Raw genomic sequence first — 16,007 nt, 5'->3', positions numbered from 1 at the left:
GCGCGAATTCTGATCTGGCACAGGTTGGATACAGAAGTCGACAAGCGCTGCATATCCGCCTGCACTTTGGTTTTTCTTGCCGGAAACAGGCGTAAACTGTGGGAGGGCGCGCAACTGGGGTTTCACCAATATGCCCAAGCCAGCGATGTCCCACTACTCGACACGGCAGAAGAACAGGAAAAGGATCGGCTTTTCCTGAAGGCGCGTGGCGTTTCTGATAGCTTCCTTAGGAAAATGTTTCAGGCCGAACACAATGATATCTGGTTTCCTGATGGTAGTGTCGCGAGTTTGGTGGAAATTCGAGGACGGCGTAATCTCCGGGTGCATCGAAGCCACCCAACCGGCGGCTGGAACCGCCAAGGAGATCACGCCATGACAAAGAATACAGCAACATCGACATCCGCGCTACTGGCCAATGAAGCAGGCTAAGACCCGATTGAAGACCGGCTGCGCCAGAACATCCGCGCGACGATCGAGGCGGTTTTCGAAGAGGAGCTGGAGCAGTTTCTGGGCCGTTGCCGGTATGGCCGCAGCGGCGGGGCAAAGGCCGGATACCGCCACGGGCATCGCGAGCGGCAACTGGTCGGAACATTTGGAACCGAAACGGTGCGCGTGCCGCGTGCGCGGATCACAGGCGAGGCCGGCAAGGCCAGAGAATGGCGCTCGAAGGCATTGCCCCGCTACCAGCGGCTGACGAAGAAGGCCGAGGCGCTGATCGCTGCTGTCTACCTTTCGGGCACCAACACACGGCGGGTAAAACGCGCCCTGTTCGGCCTGTTTCAGGGGGCGGTCAGCAAGGATGTGGTGAGCCGCGCCTGGCGCAAGGTGAAGGTGGACTGGCAGGCGTGGTGCGCCCGCAGCCTTGCGGATGAAGACATCGTGCGGCTGATCCTGGACGGCACCGTGATCAAAACGCGGATTGACAGGAAGGCCACCAATATCTCGGTTCTGGCCGCGATTGGCGTGCGCCGGGATGGGCAGAAGGTCTTGTTATCACTGATGAACATGGGCGGCGAAAGCACCTCCGCCTGGCGTCAGTTCATCAACGATCTGGATGCGCGCGGGTTGAAACGGCCCGAATTTGTCATCGTGGACGGGGCACCGGGACTTGAGGTCGCTCTCATTGCCCTCTGGGGTGAAGATCTGCCGATCCAGAGGTGCACGGTGCACAAGCACCGCAACCTTCTGGCCAAGGCACCCAAGCGTATGCATGATGAGTTGACAGAAGATTACCGCGACATGATCTACGCCAAAACACCCGAGGAAATCGCCACCCGCCGCAAGGCATTTCTGCGAAAATGGCGGCTGAAATGCAAGGCCGTCGCTGACAGCTTGGAAGAAGCAGGAGATAAGCTTTTCACCTTCACGCGTCTGCCACAAGGCCAGTGGAAATCGGCCAGAACGACAAATGCGATCGAACGCCTGAACGAGGAATTCCGCCGCCGCATCAAGACCCAGACCGTGCTGCCATGCGCCGAGACCGTGCCGATGCTGCTTTGGGCTCTGATGGCCTCGGGGCAGATCGTCATGCGAAAGGTCGATGGCTGGGAAACGCTCGCTCAGCCCGTCGCCGACGCAACCCTTGACCAAGCCGCCTGACCGGCGCATAACTCAACCCGCTCGGAGGTGCCTGAAATCAATTTCCACCACTTTCGAGACACAACCTTCCTGATCGGCAGGAATTACTGACTGCCGGCGTCATTACTGACTGATCCTAGACCCTCCAGCGCAGCACTTTTACCTCGATCATGCTAAGAACAAAACTGAGTGTCACCCCCAGCAGCGACAGGATGGTCACACCGGCAAACAGCCGTTCCAGATCATAAAGTGCGCCGGCCTGCAGGATATAGGCACCGATGCCGAATTCCGCACCGATCATTTCCGCAGCCGTTAGCAGGATAATAGCAATCGCCAGACTGACCCGCAGGCCGGACAGAATACCGGGCATCGCACCGGGCAGCACGATCTTGCGGATGATGCTGGCGCGGGTCAGACCAAAGCTCTGGCCCATGCGGATCAATGTGCGGTCCACGTTATCCACCGCGCCATAAGTGGCCACCACCGTCGGGGTAAAGGTGCCAAAGGCGATCAGCATGTATTTCGACATCTCGTCAATGCCGAACCAGATCACGAACAGCGGCAACAGGGCGATTTTCGGGATCGGGAACAGCGCGGCCACCAGCGGCACCAGCCCCGCGCGCATCACGCTGAACAGGCCGATCCCCAGACCGATCAATATGCCCACCCCTGCCCCAAGGGTTGCCCCGACCGCCAGACGCGCCAGTGAAACACTAAGATGGGTCCACAACAGGCCCGAGGCAGCCAGTTCATAAAGCGTGCGGATCACGTCACTGGGGCGCGGCAGGGTCAGGTTGGTGATCCACCCTGCCCGCGTGCCCCATTCGGCAATCAGCAACAGGGCCACGAACACCCCGATACCCAGCCCGCGAATACGTTTGGGACGAAAGCCGCCGCCGCGATAGGGAACCGGTTTGCTCATGCGATCAGCTCCTGATCCGCTGCTTCGGCCTCGTCGCGCATCAATTGCCACAACTCCTGTTCAATCGCGGCCATCGCCGGATCACCCGCCGTGCGGTTTTCCAGCGGGGTTTTTATATCAATCACCTTGCGCACCCTGCCCGGCCTGCGCGACAGCACCACAATGCGATGGCCAAGGCGCACCGCTTCGGCCAGATTATGGGTGACATAAACGGCGGTGAACGGTGTGCGCAGCCACAGGCCGACCAGATCATCCATCAGCAATTCCCGCGTCTGCGCGTCCAGCGCCGACAGCGGTTCATCCATCAGCCAGACGGCAGGCCGCACCGCCAGCGCGCGGGCAATCGCCACCCGCTGTTTCATGCCGCCAGACAGGTTTTTCGGCAGGGCATCGGCAAAATCGGCCAGCTTTGTGCGGGTCAGAACATCGGTGATGATATGGTCCATTTCCGCTTTGCCCAACCCGTGATCTTCAAGCACCAGCCGCACGTTACCATCAACTGTGCGCCAAGGTAGCAGCGCAAAGTCTTGAAATACAAAAGTAAACGGGTTCAGGCTGTCGGCGGGCGGATCAGACAGTTGCAACACCTGCCCGTCGGTCGGACGTTCCAGCCCGCCAATAAACCGAAGCAGCGTGGACTTGCCACAACCCGACGGCCCCACCACGCAAACAATGCGTCCGGTGGGGATGTCCAGATTGATATCTGCCAGCACCTCTGTTTCGCCATAGCGGTGCGTCAGGGCGTCGATTTTCAGATCCATAGGGAATGGGGGGCGTCACCACCCCCCGCCTTTTTACATGATGGTTTTGACGTAGCTGTCATCAACCAGCGTTTCATAGGTCACGCTGTCCTTGATCATGCCCTCGGATTTGAACCAGTCCAGCTGATCCATCTCCGACGCCTTGTTCAGCGCCGCCCCCGCATTGATGCGCATTGCGCCGTTGCGGATCGATTTTCCCGCCTTTTCAATCGGCTTGTCGGCATAGACATATTTATGGATCAGGTTGACCATTTCGGTCGCGGCGTCGTCACCGGCGGTTTTGTCCACCAGAGCGGCGTTGAAATCATCCGCCCCTTTCGAGAACGCCCGCAAAAACGCCTCGGTTTTGGCGCGTTCATTGGCGGCATTATTGGCCGATGTAAACACAGTCGTAACCTGATAATTCGGAATGTAATCAGAGACATTGCCGATGATCTTGACCTTGCCAGCCCCGGCCAGTCCTTTGGCGATATGCGGCACGATCGACCACGCATCAATCTGGCCCGATTTCAGCGCCCCGATGATGGCTCCGACCTTGTTCAGCGGTTTGAAGCTGACTTTTACGCCCTCTTTGGCCGCGATTTTCGACCCCATGTAATGGAAGGATGATCCGGGCTGGGTGATGCCGTAGGATTTGCCATCCAGCATTGCCGGGCTGGTCAGACCAGCGTCAAATGCGGCAACCGACGCCAGGATTTTCTGCCCGTCGATACCCTCTTCCTCGCTTAGCGCACCGCCGATCACCTTGGCGGCCCCCTTTTCAGCCAGCGAGATCAAGCCACCGGAAATAGCGGTCACCGCGTAATCGACATCGCCCGAGGCAATGGCAACCGCCATCGGTTGGGCGGCCTGAAAGAATTCAAATTCTACATCCAGCCCCTCGTCTGTGAAATAGCCACGTTCAAAGGCGACAAAGCTGGCGGCATGACTGGTAAAGCGTAGCGCGCCCACTTTCAGCTTAGCCCCCGCAAAAGCCGGCGCCGGAATCATCGGCGCAGCCGCAGCGGCCCCAAGCAGCGCCAAGGACTGGCGACGTGTAAGTTTTGTCATTGTTCATACTCCCCTAACAAAAGTTAAAAACATATGGGCATTGCTTTGCCTGAATGTCAATTTGTTCGCATAAAACGGCGTTCTCTTGACACCGCAGAGCCAAGATTAATCCCTTGGCCGGTCGCAAATCATTAAGACCTCTGCATGAGGCCATGGCTTTCGGTTGAAGCAAGATTTCGGCCGCCCACCTTGCGCCCCTGCGGGTCCGGCGGACAGACGGGTGGCGGGGTTTGGGGCTATGCGATTGCGGGGGTTTGCGGGTTGAGGGTGATCCTGTTTGCGGCCTTGAGCAGGTTTTGCGCGATGGCGGCCATGACCATCTGGGCATGCACCCTGGCGCGCCCGAAATATCTCGCCCGCTGCAGGCCGAAGAGGCGTTTCATCGTGCCGAAAGTCTGCTCGATGCGGAAGCGGCGTTTCGAAATCAGCCGGTTGAAGCGTTTCTCCGATTGCCGCAGGGGGCGGCCGCGCGCTGCCTTGCGCAGGATGCCGTCGCGGTATTTGCCGCGCAGCATCTGGCGGTTGGCCTTGCTCGCATAGGCCTTGTCGGCCAGCACCCGCTGCGCCTTTGCGCCCGCGATCATGGTGGCGAATTCGGGGCTTTCGGCGGCATTGGCGGGCGTGGTGTGCACCTTGTCGATAAAGCCCTCTTCGTCGCAGCGGGCAAAGCCCTTGTAGCCGAGCGTGCTCTTGCGGCCCTTCTTGACCCAGCGGGCATCAGGGTCGGCGCTGAAATGCAGCTGTGCCCCGTCGGGTGAGACCTCGGGCGGATCATCCGGCGTCCCTTCCCTTGCCCCGTCCTCTGCCCGGTCCTGCGGGGCGTCGATATGGGTGCGCGGGCGCGCCGCCGCCGCGATCAGGGTCGCATCAATGATCGCCGCCTCAGCCTCTTTCAGCTTCAGCCCATGCGCCTCGATCTGGCGGCAGACCTCGGCCAGCAGCTCATCGTAAACGCCACCCCGGACCAGCGCATTGCGGAACCGGCAGTGGGTCGTCTCATCCGGCACCGACGCGTGCAGATCGAGCCCGCAGAACAGCATGAAATCCAGCCGCACCTTCAAGGCCCGCTCCAGCTTCGGGTCGCTCAGCCCGTGCCACTGGCCAACCAGAAGACACTTGAACAGAACCAGCGGATCATAGCCCTGAGGCCCGATCCCCGAGCGCCCCAGACCGCGCCGCAGGATCGGCAAAAACGAGTTCCAATCCATCAGCGCGTCGATCTTCGACAGAACGTCATCCGCGCCGATCCGTGCCGCCGCTTCGTGCAGGAAAAGGTCCATCTATTCACCCCAGAGATTTCCCGGCTAGCTTACCAAAACGGCCAACCCGGGGGAATCCCGATGTTATGCAGAGGTCTTTACCAGCCTATGCAATTGCCCTGACGGTCGCGGCCTCTACCGTTTTTGCAGCAAGCCAGATCACACCCGGCCCCTATGATGGCGCGATCAAAGCCCGCCAATCCCACATGCAACTGAATGCTTTCAACATCGGTGTGCTGGCCGGCATGGCCAAAGGCAAAATCGAATATAACGCCGAGGCCGCCGCCAATGCTGCCAGCAATCTGAACGCGCTGGCCAATCTGCACGGCGGTAATTATTGGCCCGAAGGCTCGGATTCGGTTGCCAACCAAAACACAAACGCGCTGCCTGCAATCTGGCAGAATTTCCCTGATTTCGCCTCAAAGGCAAAGGCGCTCAAGGTTGCCACAGCCCAGATGGATATGGTTGCCGGTAATGGTCTGGATGCCCTGAAAGGTCAGATCAAAGCCGTTGGCGGGGCTTGTGGCGGGTGTCACAAAGTGTATCGCCAGTCAGAATAATCCAACCGGAATGGACATAAAATGAAGCGCTTGTTTGTGTTTCTGGCAGTGCTGGCGTTTGCTGGCACTGTTACCGCATATCTGACCACCCCTGAAACGATTGATCCGGCCAAACTGGCAGGCATTACCCCCGACATTACATTTGGTGAACAGGTGTTTGCCGAAGGCGGCTGTGCCTCGTGCCACTCGGCCCCCAAAGCAGAAGGGGTCGAGCGCCTGAAACTGGGCGGCGGACGTGCCTTTCCCAGTGATTTTGGCACGTTTTATGCCCCGAATATATCGCCGGATACAAAAACCGGTATCGGCAACTGGGGTATGATTGATCTGGTCAATGCGATGCGGTTCGGGACCTCCCCCGACAATACACACTACTACCCTGTTTTTCCCTATGGTTCCTTCAACAAGGCCAGCCTGAAAGACATCGTTTCCCTATACGGCTATTTGATGCAGCTGCCAGCCGTGCAACAGCAAAATCGCCCCCATGACGTCAAATTCCCTTTCAACATCCGCGCCACACTGGGGGTCTGGAAGGCGCTGTTTCTGTCGGGTGACCCCGTGTTGAATGCCCCGACAACCCCCGAGGTGCGTCGTGGACAGTATCTGGTAGAGGGGCTGGGCCATTGCGCCGAATGCCATACGCCGCGCAATCTGTTGGGCGGGCTAAAACGGGACCGCTGGCTGGCGGGGGCGCCCAACCCGTCGGGGCGCGGGACAATTCCAAATATCACGCCGGCAAAGCTGAATTGGGATGTGACCGATATTGTTGCCTATTTCACAACGGGTTTGACACCCGAGTTTGACTCGGCGGGTGGGGAAATGGCCGAGGTGATCGAAAACCTGTCACAACTGCCTGAAAGCGACCTGATGGCAATTGCGGCCTATCTAAAGGCCATTCCGGCAGTCGAGTAGCCCGTCAGGATGACAGCTTTTCCAGCCGTGCCGCGCGCAGACGGGCAAAATCATCACCCGCATGATAGCTGGAGCGTGTCAGCGGCGTGGCCGAAACCATCAGGAACCCCTTGCCATAGGCGGCAGTTTCGTAGGATTTGAATTCCTCTGGCGTGACAAACCGCGCCACCGCGTGGTGTTTCGGGGTGGGTTGCAAATACTGGCCAATGGTCAGGAAATCCACACCCGCCGCGCGCATGTCGTCCATCACCTGACGCACACCCATTTCGTCTTCGCCCAGACCGACCATGATGCCGGATTTGGTGAACATGGTCGGGTCCAGTTCCTTGACCCGCTGCAACAGGCGCAGGGAATGGAAATACCGCGCCCCTGCCCGCACTTCGGGGTATAGGCCAGGCACGGTTTCCAGATTGTGATTGAACACATCGGGTTTGGCGGCAACCACCACTTCCAGCACGGACGGATCGCATTTCAGGAAATCCGGCGTCAGAATTTCAATCGTGGTTGTCGGGGACTGGTGGCGAATGGCGCGGATGGTTTGGGCGAAATGCTCGGCCCCGCCATCTTTGATGTCATCGCGATCAACCGAGGTGATCACAACGTGTTTCAGCCCCAGCTTTTTCACCGCATCGGCCACGCGGCCCGGCTCGAACGCATCCAGGTCCTCGGGTGGTTTGCCGGTGGCGATGTTGCAGAAACTACAGGCCCGCGTGCAAACCTCGCCCATGATCATCATCGTGGCGTGGCCCTGATTCCAGCATTCGCCCACATTGGGACAGCCTGCTTCCTCGCAAACCGTTACCAGCCCGTTTTCGCGCATGATCTTGTGGGTGTCGGCATAACCCGCGCCGCCGGGGGCACGTACCCTGATCCAGCTTGGTTTTTTGGGCTGCGCATTATCGGCACGGTGTACTTTTTCCGGATGGCGCTGTTCGGGTATTTTGAGGTCTCGCATCAGATATTCCCCTGATATTTGCCGCGAATATACGCATTATACCACGGGATACCAGAGCGGTTTTCGCAAAGCTGCCATGTATTTGAGTAACGCGTGAACGAGGGAGTATTACACATGAAGAAGATGATTGCAGAAGCATTTGGCACATTCATATTGGTGTTTTTCGGGGTCGGATCGGCCGTTTTGATGGGGGACCAGATCGGCATGCTGGGCATTTCGCTGGCATTTGGTATTTCCATCGTTGCTGCGGCCTATTCGATCGGCGCGATTTCCGGCGCGCATCTTAACCCTGCCGTATCACTGGGCATGGTCACCGCAGGCCGGATGGGCACCGGCGAATTTATCTCGTACGCTATCGCCCAAATCGCCGGCGCCATCATTGCCGCGTTGGTGGTGTTGATGATCGCCTCGGGCAAGGCAGATTATTCACTGGCCGAAAACGGGTTGGGCCAGAACGGGTTTGGCGCGGGTTATCTGGGGGAATACAACCTGACAGCTGCGCTGATATTCGAGGTGGTTGCAACCTTCGTCTTTGTCACCGTCATTCTGGGCGCAACCCAGAAAGGCGCCCCGTCGATGATGGCCGGTCTGGCCATCGGCCTGACACTGGCGGGCATCCATATGGTTGGCATCAATGTCACCGGCGTTTCGGTCAATCCGGCCCGATCCATCGGGCCTGCTTTGTTTGCCGTGGCCAAGGCGCTGGCGGACCTTTGGGTGTTTATCGTTGCCCCGTTGATCGGTGGCGCGGTTGCCGGAATTGTTTTCAAGGCTGGCCTAACCAGCGCCGAAGAATAAGAATACACTCACGGGCAATAAGAACAGGCAGGGCAGCCTTTACCGGGAGTAATGCCCGAAAGTTGGTGATGGGGTGATTGGGTGGCATATCATGGCGGTGTTGACGCGCCGCGATTCTCAGAGAGAAAAGGATATGCCACATGGAAGACGATACTATTTTGGAGTTTACCGATCCAGCCGGAATTTCACCTGATCCGCTGACGGATATCTTGCGCAAAGGCGCGCGGGATCTGTTGGCACAGGCGGTCGAGGCCGAGGTTTGTGATCTGATGGCGCAACACGCGCATTTGAGGGATTCGGCCGGTCGCCAGCGCCTTGTTCGCCACGGATACCTGCCGGAGCGCGAGGTGATGACGGGGATCGGCCCTGTCCCGGTGAATGTGCCTCGGGTGCGTGATCGTGGCACGGGGGCGGAGAAGATCAGGTTCACCTCGACGCTTCTGCCGCCGTATCTGCGCCGGGCAAAGTCGGTCGAGGAGTTGTTGCCCTGGCTCTATCTCAAAGGTATTTCCACGGGTGATTTCGGCGAAGCACTGGCGGCCCTTCTGGGGCCTGATGCGGGTGGTTTGACATCGAGCACGATTTCGCGCCTGAAGGCGGAGTGGTGGGCAGAATACGAGCGTTGGAACCGGCGTGACCTGTCGGCCAAACGCTATGTGTATTTCTGGGCCGACGGGGTTTATTTCAAGCCGCGCACGGATGCTGACAAGCAATGCATGCTGGTGATCATCGGCGCGGACGAGTGGGGTAACAAGGATGTTCTGGGCCTCGTGGACGGGTATCGAGAAAGCAGCCAGAGCTGGCGTGAACTGCTGCTGGACTTGCAACGTCGTGGCCTCAGAAAAGCCCCTGATCTGGCCGTTGGTGATGGCGCGCTCGGCTTCTGGAACGCCTTGCGGGAGGTGTTCGGTGAGACCCGGGAGCAGCGCTGCTGGGTGCATAAAACCGGCAACGTCCTGAATGCCATGCCGAAGTCGCTGCAAGCCAAAGCCAAGGGCCATCTACAGGACATCTGGATGGCCGAGAACAAACGGGACGCCGAGGCCGCGTTCAATTTCTTCATCGAAGCCTATGGCGTGAAATACGAGCGTGCCGTGGGGAAGCTGACCAAGGACCGGGACGTGCTGCTGACCTTCTACGACTTCCCTGCCGAGCACTGGAAACACATCCGCACATCCAACCCCATCGAAAGCATATTTGCCACCGTGCGGCACCGAACGAAGAAGACCAAAGGCTGCCTCGGGCGCAAGACCGCCTTGGCAATGACCTTCCGCCTGATGATGTCGGCAAAGAAGAAATGGCGTAAACTCGACGGCGCATTCCGATTGCCGGAAATCATCGAAGGGGTTGAATTTAAGGACGGGATCAAGCAGGAAAAACATGCCGCCTGATTACTGCGTCACCAACTTTTGGGCATAGCTCCTTTACCGGTTGCCCTGCTTTCTATTTGATCACATTCTGGAATCAGAATAAGAAGCAAAACAGAAACAACCAACCAAATTAATCCCAAAAGGAAATACACTATGAAAGCTGGCGTAACTTTGCCTCGGGTCACCTTCCACACTCGCGTGCGCGATGAATCTATCGGTGGCGACAACCCGTTCAAATGGGAAGACAAAACCACCGATGACTATTTTAAAGGCAAGCGCGTGGTGCTATTTTCACTGCCTGGGGCCTTTACCCCCACATGTTCCACTTACCAGCTGCCCGGCTATGAAAAAGCCGCCGCAGAATTTCGCGATCTGGGGATTGACGAAATCTATTGCCTGTCGGTGAACGACAGCTTTGTGATGAACAAATGGGCGCAGTCGCAGAATCTGGAAAACGTCAAGGTCATCCCCGATGGTGCCGGTGAATTCACCCGCCTGATGGGTATGCTGGTCGATAAATCCAACATCGGCTTTGGCATGCGTTCATGGCGTTATGCAGCTATCGTCAAGGATGGTGTGGTCGAAGCATGGTTCCAGGTACCCGGTCGCGAAGACAACCATGGTGAAGACCCGTATGGTGAATCCTCGCCCGAAACCGTAATGGCCTATCTGACAAATGCCAAGGCAAGTGCAGCGGCCTAAGATTTGATGCGGGGCGGCATCCCTGCCCCGCATTCCCCTGCCGGCAGTAATTCCCTGCCCGCGTCGGCCAAAGTTTCGGCCAGTTTTTCAAACCATCCATCCCCCGCACTGCTTTTGCGACGCACCAGACCAATCACACGCGAAGGCTCTGGGGTTTCAAAGCGCAATGTCGCCATTTCGGGCACGGCCCTGCATTCGCTGGCCAGCGCGATCTCGGGTAAAAACGTCAACCCGAACCCTTCGGCCACCAAACGGCACAATGTTGCCAGCGACGAGGCCGATAAATCGACCCGAGTCGCGCTACGTTCCATTGCGCACACCTCGAGCGCCTGATCAGACAGGCAATGCCCTTCTTCAAGCAGCAGTAACCGGTCGGGATCAATCGTGGTTGGGCGCAGTGCATCCGGGGCCGCAGCAAGTTTGGCTATTTGCGCCATTGATCCGGCCAAAAGAAACCTGTCCTGAAACAAAGGGTATTCCACCAAGCCAGGCACATCGGATGGAAGTGCGACTACAGCCGCATCCAGTGTTCCATTTTGCAATTCATCAACCAGACGTTCCGTGCGCGATTCACGCACCCGCAAATCAAGATTAACATTCTGCCCCCGCAACATTGGCAAGGCCACGGGTAACAGGTAAGGCGCGACTGTCGGAATCACCCCCAAAGACACCCGCCCCGACAATCCATCCCGCAATCGCGTAACACATTGCAAATCCCGCATTTCTGACAATACCTGTTTTGCATGGCGCAATACATCATGACCAGCGGGGGTCAGCACAATATCGCGGGGTTGGCGTTCAACCAGTTTTGCGCCCAGCCGGTCTTCCATTTCGCGTATCTGCACAGACAGCGCAGGCTGGGTGACGTGAACCTTCACTGCCGCCCGCCCGAAATTTCGCGCCTCGGCCAAGGCAATGAAATATTCAAGTTGTTTCATGGTTATATTCATAATGCCTTCCTATCAGTTTGCGCTAGAATAACAATTTCTAATTATCCCTGAAAAATGGCCGCATATCAGTATAAGAAAAACCTCGGAAATTTAGGTAGTGTCGCGAGTTTGGTGGAAATTCGAGGACGGCGTAATCTCCGGGTGCATCGAAGCCACCCAACCGGCGGCTGGAACCGCCAAGGAGATCACGCCATGACAAAGAATACAGCAACATCGACATCCGCGCTACTGGCCAATGAAGCAGGCTATGACCCGATTGAAGACCGGCTGCGCCAGAACATCCGCGCGACGATCGAGGCGGTTTTCGAAGAGGAGCTGGAGCAGTTTCTGGGCCGTTGCCGGTATGGCCGCAGCGGCGGGGCAAAGGCCGGATACCGCCACGGGCATCGCGAGCGGCAACTGGTCGGAACATTTGGAACCGAAACGGTGCGCGTGCCGCGTGCGCGGATCACAGGCGAGGCCGGCAAGGCCAGAGAATGGCGCTCGAAGGCATTGCCCCGCTACCAGCGGCTGACGAAGAAGGCCGAGGCGCTGATCGCTGCTGTCTACCTTTCGGGCACCAACACACGGCGGGTAAAACGCGCCCTGTTCGGCCTGTTTCAGGGGGCGGTCAGCAAGGATGTGGTGAGCCGCGCCTGGCGCAAGGTGAAGGTGGACTGGCAGGCGTGGTGCGCCCGCAGCCTTGCGGATGAAGACATCGTGCGGCTGATCCTGGACGGCACCGTGATCAAAACGCGGATTGACAGGAAGGCCACCAATATCTCGGTTCTGGCCGCGATTGGCGTGCGCCGGGATGGGCAGAAGGTCTTGTTATCACTGATGAACATGGGCGGCGAAAGCACCTCCGCCTGGCGTCAGTTCATCAACGATCTGGATGCGCGCGGGTTGAAACGGCCCGAATTTGTCATCGTGGACGGGGCACCGGGACTTGAGGTCGCTCTCATTGCCCTCTGGGGTGAAGATCTGCCGATCCAGAGGTGCACGGTGCACAAGCACCGCAACCTTCTGGCCAAGGCACCCAAGCGTATGCATGATGAGTTGACAGAAGATTACCGCGACATGATCTACGCCAAAACACCCGAGGAAATCGCCACCCGCCGCAAGGCATTTCTGCGAAAATGGCGGCTGAAATGCAAGGCCGTCGCTGACAGCTTGGAAGAAGCAGGAGATAAGCTTTTCACCTTCACGCGTCTGCCACAAGGCCAGTGGAAATCGGCCAGAACGACAAATGCGATCGAACGCCTGAACGAGGAATTCCGCCGCCGCATCAAGACCCAGACCGTGCTGCCATGCGCCGAGACCGTGCCGATGCTGCTTTGGGCTCTGATGGCCTCGGGGCAGATCGTCATGCGAAAGGTCGATGGCTGGGAAACGCTCGCTCAGCCCGTCGCCGACGCAACCCTTGACCAAGCCGCCTGACCGGCGCATAACTCAACCCGCTCGGAGGTGCCTGAAATCAATTTCCACCACTTTCGAGACACAACCCTTCAAGTAACGCTTAACCCATTGTCTTAGCTGCAATAACTGAGCTGAAGGGTCACTGTTGTTGAAACGCCACTCGCATTCCTTCAAATATAGCCCAAATTGGGCCTTGGGGACACCGTTAAATCGGCGCATGTGGCGCTTGGCTTGGTTCCAGAAATTCTCGATGCCATTGATGTGGTTGTGACGGTCTGCAAAGAGCTTGGAATGGTTGATGCGAAAGTGGTGGAAGTCTGACACATCCAGCACATTATAACCGCGCCAACAATCGGAATAGACGATGGAATCCGGCACGACTTTGCGCTCTATGATCGGGATCAGAGTGGCGGATTTGGCGTCCGGGATGATCTTGGTGTAAACCTTCCCACCCCTTTTTAATATACCAAAAACGGGAATTTTACCTGCCGCACCACGCCCGCGTTTACCTTTGCGTTTGCCGCCAAAGTAGCTTTCGTCCACTTCTATTTCTCCGCCGAACATAGCTTGGCTTTCCGCCTCCAGCTCATAGGCGATTATCTCGCGCAGGCGTAGAAAATAAAACGCTGCGGTCTTGCGGTTTACACCACACAAACTGGCTGCTGTTCGTGCTGTCGATCCCGAAACAAAATGCTCCGTAAGACGGTCTTGCTTGTAGTGGCTCAGGCGACTCTTTCTCATGCTTCCCATCATAACCTCTTTTTAGGTTATCTGGGTCAGCCCCTTTCCTTTTATCTTGGGATCGGCATTGTTCAACAGATTACCCCGCATATATCGGCAAAAAACCGCCTGTTTATCATATAGATAGAAATGCGACGCTGTGCCCGGTTCAAATTTCTTGCTCTGGAGTTATCCCTTCGTTAACAAAAGCGGGTGGGATTTGTGATGGGGACGAATACCACACTGTGAGACAAACATAGGGCAATAGTTTTGACATCTCGACTAGCGACTAAATTCAACTCGATTCTGGCACGCAAATTTCCCGATCGCCGTGTGTTTCTGCGTTCGGAAACGGAAACAAAATTCCTCCGCCTGACACCCACCACACAATTGCTGGGCTGGGTCGGCAGCATAGCCGTTTTTGCCTGGGCCATCTTTGCCACCGCGATCCTGTTGATCGACAGCATCGGGTCCGGCAATGTCCGCGAACAGGTCAAGCGGGAACAGATCGCCTATGAAACTCGCCTGAACGCCCTGTCTGACGAACGCGACCTGCGCGCCCAAGAGGCCGAAATGGCGCATCAACGCTTTAGCGTTGCACTAGCCCAAATCTCGGAAATGCAGTCCAAACTGCTTGAATCCGAAGACAGCCGCGCCGAACTGTCAAAAGGCATTGACGTTATTCAGGCCACCCTGCGTCGCACAATTTCGGAACGTGATGCAGCCCGCGCCAAGGCGCAGGATCTGGAAGTTGCGCTAAACGGTGCCGAAGAAAACGGCACCACGGCCGCCGGACGGGTCGAAGATGCCATTGGCACGCTCGACTTTATGACATCTGCACTGGAAACCACCGCCACCGAGCGTGACCAGATCGCCGCCGATGCACAGGAAGCTATTGACCACGCTCAGGAACTGGAATTCCAGGCCGAGCTGATGAAAGAGCGCAATGACCGCATCTTTACCCAGCTTGAAGACGCAATGACAATTTCGGTCAAGCCGCTGGACAAAATGTTCGCGGCTGCTGGCCTGTCCAGCGACAGCCTGATTGCACAAGTGCGCCGGGGCTATTCTGGTCAGGGCGGCCCGCTGATGCCCCTGTCCTTTTCCACCATGGGTCAGGAACCCGATGCAGATACATTGCGCGCCAATGGCATCCTGAACCAGCTGGACCGGCTAAACCTGTATCGCATCGCTGCACAAAAAGCCCCCTTTGCCCTGCCCGTTAAATCCGCCTTCCGGTTTACATCGGGGTTTGGCATGCGCTGGGGGCGGATGCACAAAGGCACCGATTTTGCCGCACCTTATGGAACACCAATCTACGCCACGGCCGATGGTGTTGTAATTTCGGCTGGCTGGGGAAGCGGTTATGGCAAACTGGTAAAGATTCAACATGCGTTCGGTATCGAAACCCGTTATGCCCATATGTCTAAAATTCTTGTGAAGGTGGGCCAAAGGGTCTCGCGCGGGGATCAAGTAGGTGCTATGGGTAATACTGGGCACTCAACAGGCACACATCTTCACTACGAAGTACGTGTCGGCGGCAAGGCCGTAAATCCAATGACTTATATCAAGGCAGCGAAAGATGTTTTCTAAGAGCAAAATCAACGAACCCGGCCCCAAGGCGGGCGCAAGCGACAAACCGGCCACACCGGATACTGCTAAACCTGCGGGCGATTTTCAGGCCTCAGCGGCAAAACCAAAGCCGCCAGCGTCTGTTCTGTCATCCGACTTGCACATCAAGGGCAACATCAAAACCACCGGCGATATCCTGATCGAAGGTCAGGTCGAAGGCGATATCCGCGCCCACCTGCTGACGGTTGGCGAAGGCGCCACCATCAAGGGCGAAGTGATGGCCGACGATGTGGTTGTTAATGGTCGCGTTGTAGGCCGTGTGCGCGGGCTGAAGGTGCGTCTGACATCCAGCGCACGGGTCGAGGGTGACATCATTCACAAGACCATCGCGATTGAATCCGGGGCGCATTTTGAAGGCTCGGTTCAGCGTCAGGATGATCCTATCAGCAAAACCGGCCCTGCCACCAAACCGGCAGCTGCAAAACCGGACGCCAAGGCGTAAA

15 protein-coding genes and 1 pseudogene are annotated in these 16,007 nt (G+C 57.4%); 9 read left to right on the top strand and 7 right to left on the bottom strand.

Features of this window, described 5'->3' with window-relative positions; translation table 11 throughout:
• Positions 1-372: 372 nt before the first annotated feature.
• Positions 373-1,599: pseudogene (locus ACQY4M_RS00520) on the top strand (IS256 family transposase).
• Between the two features lie 115 nt (positions 1,600-1,714).
• Here ACQY4M_RS00520 and ACQY4M_RS00515 read toward each other — a convergent pair.
• The 4 genes from ACQY4M_RS00515 to ACQY4M_RS00500 all read right to left on the bottom strand — a co-directional run bounded on the left by ACQY4M_RS00515 (position 1,715) and on the right by ACQY4M_RS00500 (position 5,591).
• Entirely contained in the window at positions 1,715-2,500 is a 786-nt protein-coding gene (locus tag ACQY4M_RS00515) for an ABC transporter permease (RefSeq protein WP_428539437.1), read from the bottom strand.
• Complete coding sequence (locus tag ACQY4M_RS00510) at positions 2,497-3,261, bottom strand: ABC transporter ATP-binding protein (protein WP_428539434.1); 765 nt, start codon at positions 3,259-3,261, stop codon at positions 2,497-2,499. Before ACQY4M_RS00510 ends, ACQY4M_RS00515 begins: the two co-directional genes overlap by 4 nt.
• A gap of 33 nt (positions 3,262-3,294) precedes the next feature.
• On the bottom strand, positions 3,295-4,311 hold the full coding sequence (locus tag ACQY4M_RS00505; protein WP_428539431.1) for an ABC transporter substrate-binding protein: 1,017 nt from the start codon (positions 4,309-4,311) through the stop codon (positions 3,295-3,297).
• A 236-nt stretch (positions 4,312-4,547) separates the two neighbouring features.
• Positions 4,548-5,591, bottom strand: a complete 1,044-nt coding sequence (locus ACQY4M_RS00500; RefSeq protein ID WP_428539221.1) for an IS5 family transposase — start codon at positions 5,589-5,591, stop codon at positions 4,548-4,550.
• Between the two features lie 65 nt (positions 5,592-5,656).
• On the opposite strand from ACQY4M_RS00500, the gene ACQY4M_RS00495 reads away from it, so the two are divergent.
• Positions 5,657-6,130 carry a c-type cytochrome gene (locus tag ACQY4M_RS00495; protein ID WP_428539428.1) on the top strand — a complete coding sequence of 158 codons (474 nt, stop codon included), beginning with the start codon at positions 5,657-5,659 and terminating at the stop codon, positions 6,128-6,130.
• 21 nt (positions 6,131-6,151) lie between these two features.
• The gene (locus ACQY4M_RS00490; RefSeq protein ID WP_428539425.1) at positions 6,152-7,039 is read left to right on the top strand and encodes a c-type cytochrome; all 888 of its coding nucleotides are present in this window, start codon (positions 6,152-6,154) and stop codon (positions 7,037-7,039) included.
• A 4-nt stretch (positions 7,040-7,043) separates the two neighbouring features.
• Here ACQY4M_RS00490 and lipA read toward each other — a convergent pair whose 3' ends face one another.
• Positions 7,044-7,994, bottom strand: coding sequence for a lipoyl synthase (gene lipA, locus ACQY4M_RS00485; protein ID WP_428539422.1), 951 nt, complete (start codon positions 7,992-7,994; stop codon positions 7,044-7,046).
• 114 nt (positions 7,995-8,108) lie between these two features.
• Here lipA and ACQY4M_RS00480 point away from each other — a divergent pair, with 114 nt between their 5' ends.
• The 3 genes from ACQY4M_RS00480 (at position 8,109) to ACQY4M_RS00470 (ending at position 10,864) form a co-directional block, all read left to right on the top strand.
• Positions 8,109-8,792 carry an aquaporin gene (locus ACQY4M_RS00480; RefSeq protein WP_428539419.1) on the top strand — a complete coding sequence of 228 codons (684 nt, stop codon included), beginning with the start codon at positions 8,109-8,111 and terminating at the stop codon, positions 8,790-8,792.
• 140 nt (positions 8,793-8,932) lie between these two features.
• The gene (locus tag ACQY4M_RS00475) at positions 8,933-10,183 is read left to right on the top strand and encodes an IS256 family transposase (RefSeq protein WP_428539230.1); all 1,251 of its coding nucleotides are present in this window, start codon (positions 8,933-8,935) and stop codon (positions 10,181-10,183) included.
• Between the two features lie 132 nt (positions 10,184-10,315).
• Positions 10,316-10,864: a peroxiredoxin gene (locus ACQY4M_RS00470; RefSeq protein WP_428539416.1), complete on the top strand. Its 549-nt coding sequence runs from the start codon at positions 10,316-10,318 to the stop codon at positions 10,862-10,864.
• Here the strand turns inward: ACQY4M_RS00470 and ACQY4M_RS00465 are convergent.
• Positions 10,861-11,814: a hydrogen peroxide-inducible genes activator gene (locus ACQY4M_RS00465; protein ID WP_428539413.1), complete on the bottom strand. Its 954-nt coding sequence runs from the start codon at positions 11,812-11,814 to the stop codon at positions 10,861-10,863. The genes ACQY4M_RS00470 and ACQY4M_RS00465 overlap by 4 nt on opposite strands.
• 192 nt (positions 11,815-12,006) lie before the next feature.
• Here ACQY4M_RS00465 and ACQY4M_RS00460 point away from each other — a divergent pair, with 192 nt between their 5' ends.
• Positions 12,007-13,233, top strand: coding sequence for an IS256 family transposase (locus ACQY4M_RS00460; protein WP_428539582.1), 1,227 nt, complete (start codon positions 12,007-12,009; stop codon positions 13,231-13,233).
• 12 nt (positions 13,234-13,245) lie between these two features.
• On the opposite strand, the gene ACQY4M_RS00455 is transcribed toward ACQY4M_RS00460, so the two are convergent.
• Entirely contained in the window at positions 13,246-13,953 is a 708-nt protein-coding gene (locus ACQY4M_RS00455) for an IS1595 family transposase (protein WP_428539612.1), read from the bottom strand.
• A gap of 249 nt (positions 13,954-14,202) precedes the next feature.
• Between ACQY4M_RS00455 and ACQY4M_RS00450 the strand changes: the two genes are divergently transcribed.
• A complete protein-coding gene (locus tag ACQY4M_RS00450) occupies positions 14,203-15,525 on the top strand; it encodes a DUF5930 domain-containing protein (RefSeq protein WP_428539410.1) in 1,323 nt (440 codons plus the stop codon).
• Positions 15,515-16,006, top strand: a complete 492-nt coding sequence (locus ACQY4M_RS00445; RefSeq protein ID WP_428539407.1) for a bactofilin family protein — start codon at positions 15,515-15,517, stop codon at positions 16,004-16,006. Before ACQY4M_RS00450 ends, ACQY4M_RS00445 begins: the two co-directional genes overlap by 11 nt.
• Position 16,007: the final 1 nt, after the last annotated feature.

Origin of the sequence: Profundibacter sp., from assembly GCF_965277155.1 — a bacterium.
GTDB lineage: Bacteria > Pseudomonadota > Alphaproteobacteria > Rhodobacterales > Rhodobacteraceae > Profundibacter.
The sequence above is the reverse complement of the archived record's forward strand: the minus strand, read 5'-3'. Positions and strand labels throughout refer to the sequence as shown.

Bases quoted from the DNA above. Each gene is read 5' to 3' on its own strand.
- ACQY4M_RS00480 (WP_428539419.1), top strand. From the start codon at position 8,109: ATGAAGAAGATGATTGCAGAAGCATTTGGCACATTCATATTGGTGTTT.
- ACQY4M_RS00455 (WP_428539612.1), bottom strand. From the start codon at position 13,953: ATGAGAAAGAGTCGCCTGAGCCACTACAAGCAAGACCGTCTTACGGAG.
- ACQY4M_RS00505 (WP_428539431.1), bottom strand. From the start codon at position 4,311: ATGACAAAACTTACACGTCGCCAGTCCTTGGCGCTGCTTGGGGCCGCT.
- ACQY4M_RS00475 (WP_428539230.1), top strand. From the start codon at position 8,933: ATGGAAGACGATACTATTTTGGAGTTTACCGATCCAGCCGGAATTTCA.
- ACQY4M_RS00460 (WP_428539582.1), top strand. From the start codon at position 12,007: ATGACAAAGAATACAGCAACATCGACATCCGCGCTACTGGCCAATGAA.
- ACQY4M_RS00495 (WP_428539428.1), top strand. From the start codon at position 5,657: ATGCAGAGGTCTTTACCAGCCTATGCAATTGCCCTGACGGTCGCGGCC.
- ACQY4M_RS00465 (WP_428539413.1), bottom strand. From the start codon at position 11,814: ATGAATATAACCATGAAACAACTTGAATATTTCATTGCCTTGGCCGAG.
- ACQY4M_RS00445 (WP_428539407.1), top strand. From the start codon at position 15,515: ATGTTTTCTAAGAGCAAAATCAACGAACCCGGCCCCAAGGCGGGCGCA.
- ACQY4M_RS00500 (WP_428539221.1), bottom strand. From the start codon at position 5,591: ATGGACCTTTTCCTGCACGAAGCGGCGGCACGGATCGGCGCGGATGAC.
- lipA (WP_428539422.1), bottom strand. From the start codon at position 7,994: ATGCGAGACCTCAAAATACCCGAACAGCGCCATCCGGAAAAAGTACAC.
- ACQY4M_RS00510 (WP_428539434.1), bottom strand. From the start codon at position 3,261: ATGGATCTGAAAATCGACGCCCTGACGCACCGCTATGGCGAAACAGAG.
- ACQY4M_RS00470 (WP_428539416.1), top strand. From the start codon at position 10,316: ATGAAAGCTGGCGTAACTTTGCCTCGGGTCACCTTCCACACTCGCGTG.
- ACQY4M_RS00490 (WP_428539425.1), top strand. From the start codon at position 6,152: ATGAAGCGCTTGTTTGTGTTTCTGGCAGTGCTGGCGTTTGCTGGCACT.
- ACQY4M_RS00515 (WP_428539437.1), bottom strand. From the start codon at position 2,500: ATGAGCAAACCGGTTCCCTATCGCGGCGGCGGCTTTCGTCCCAAACGT.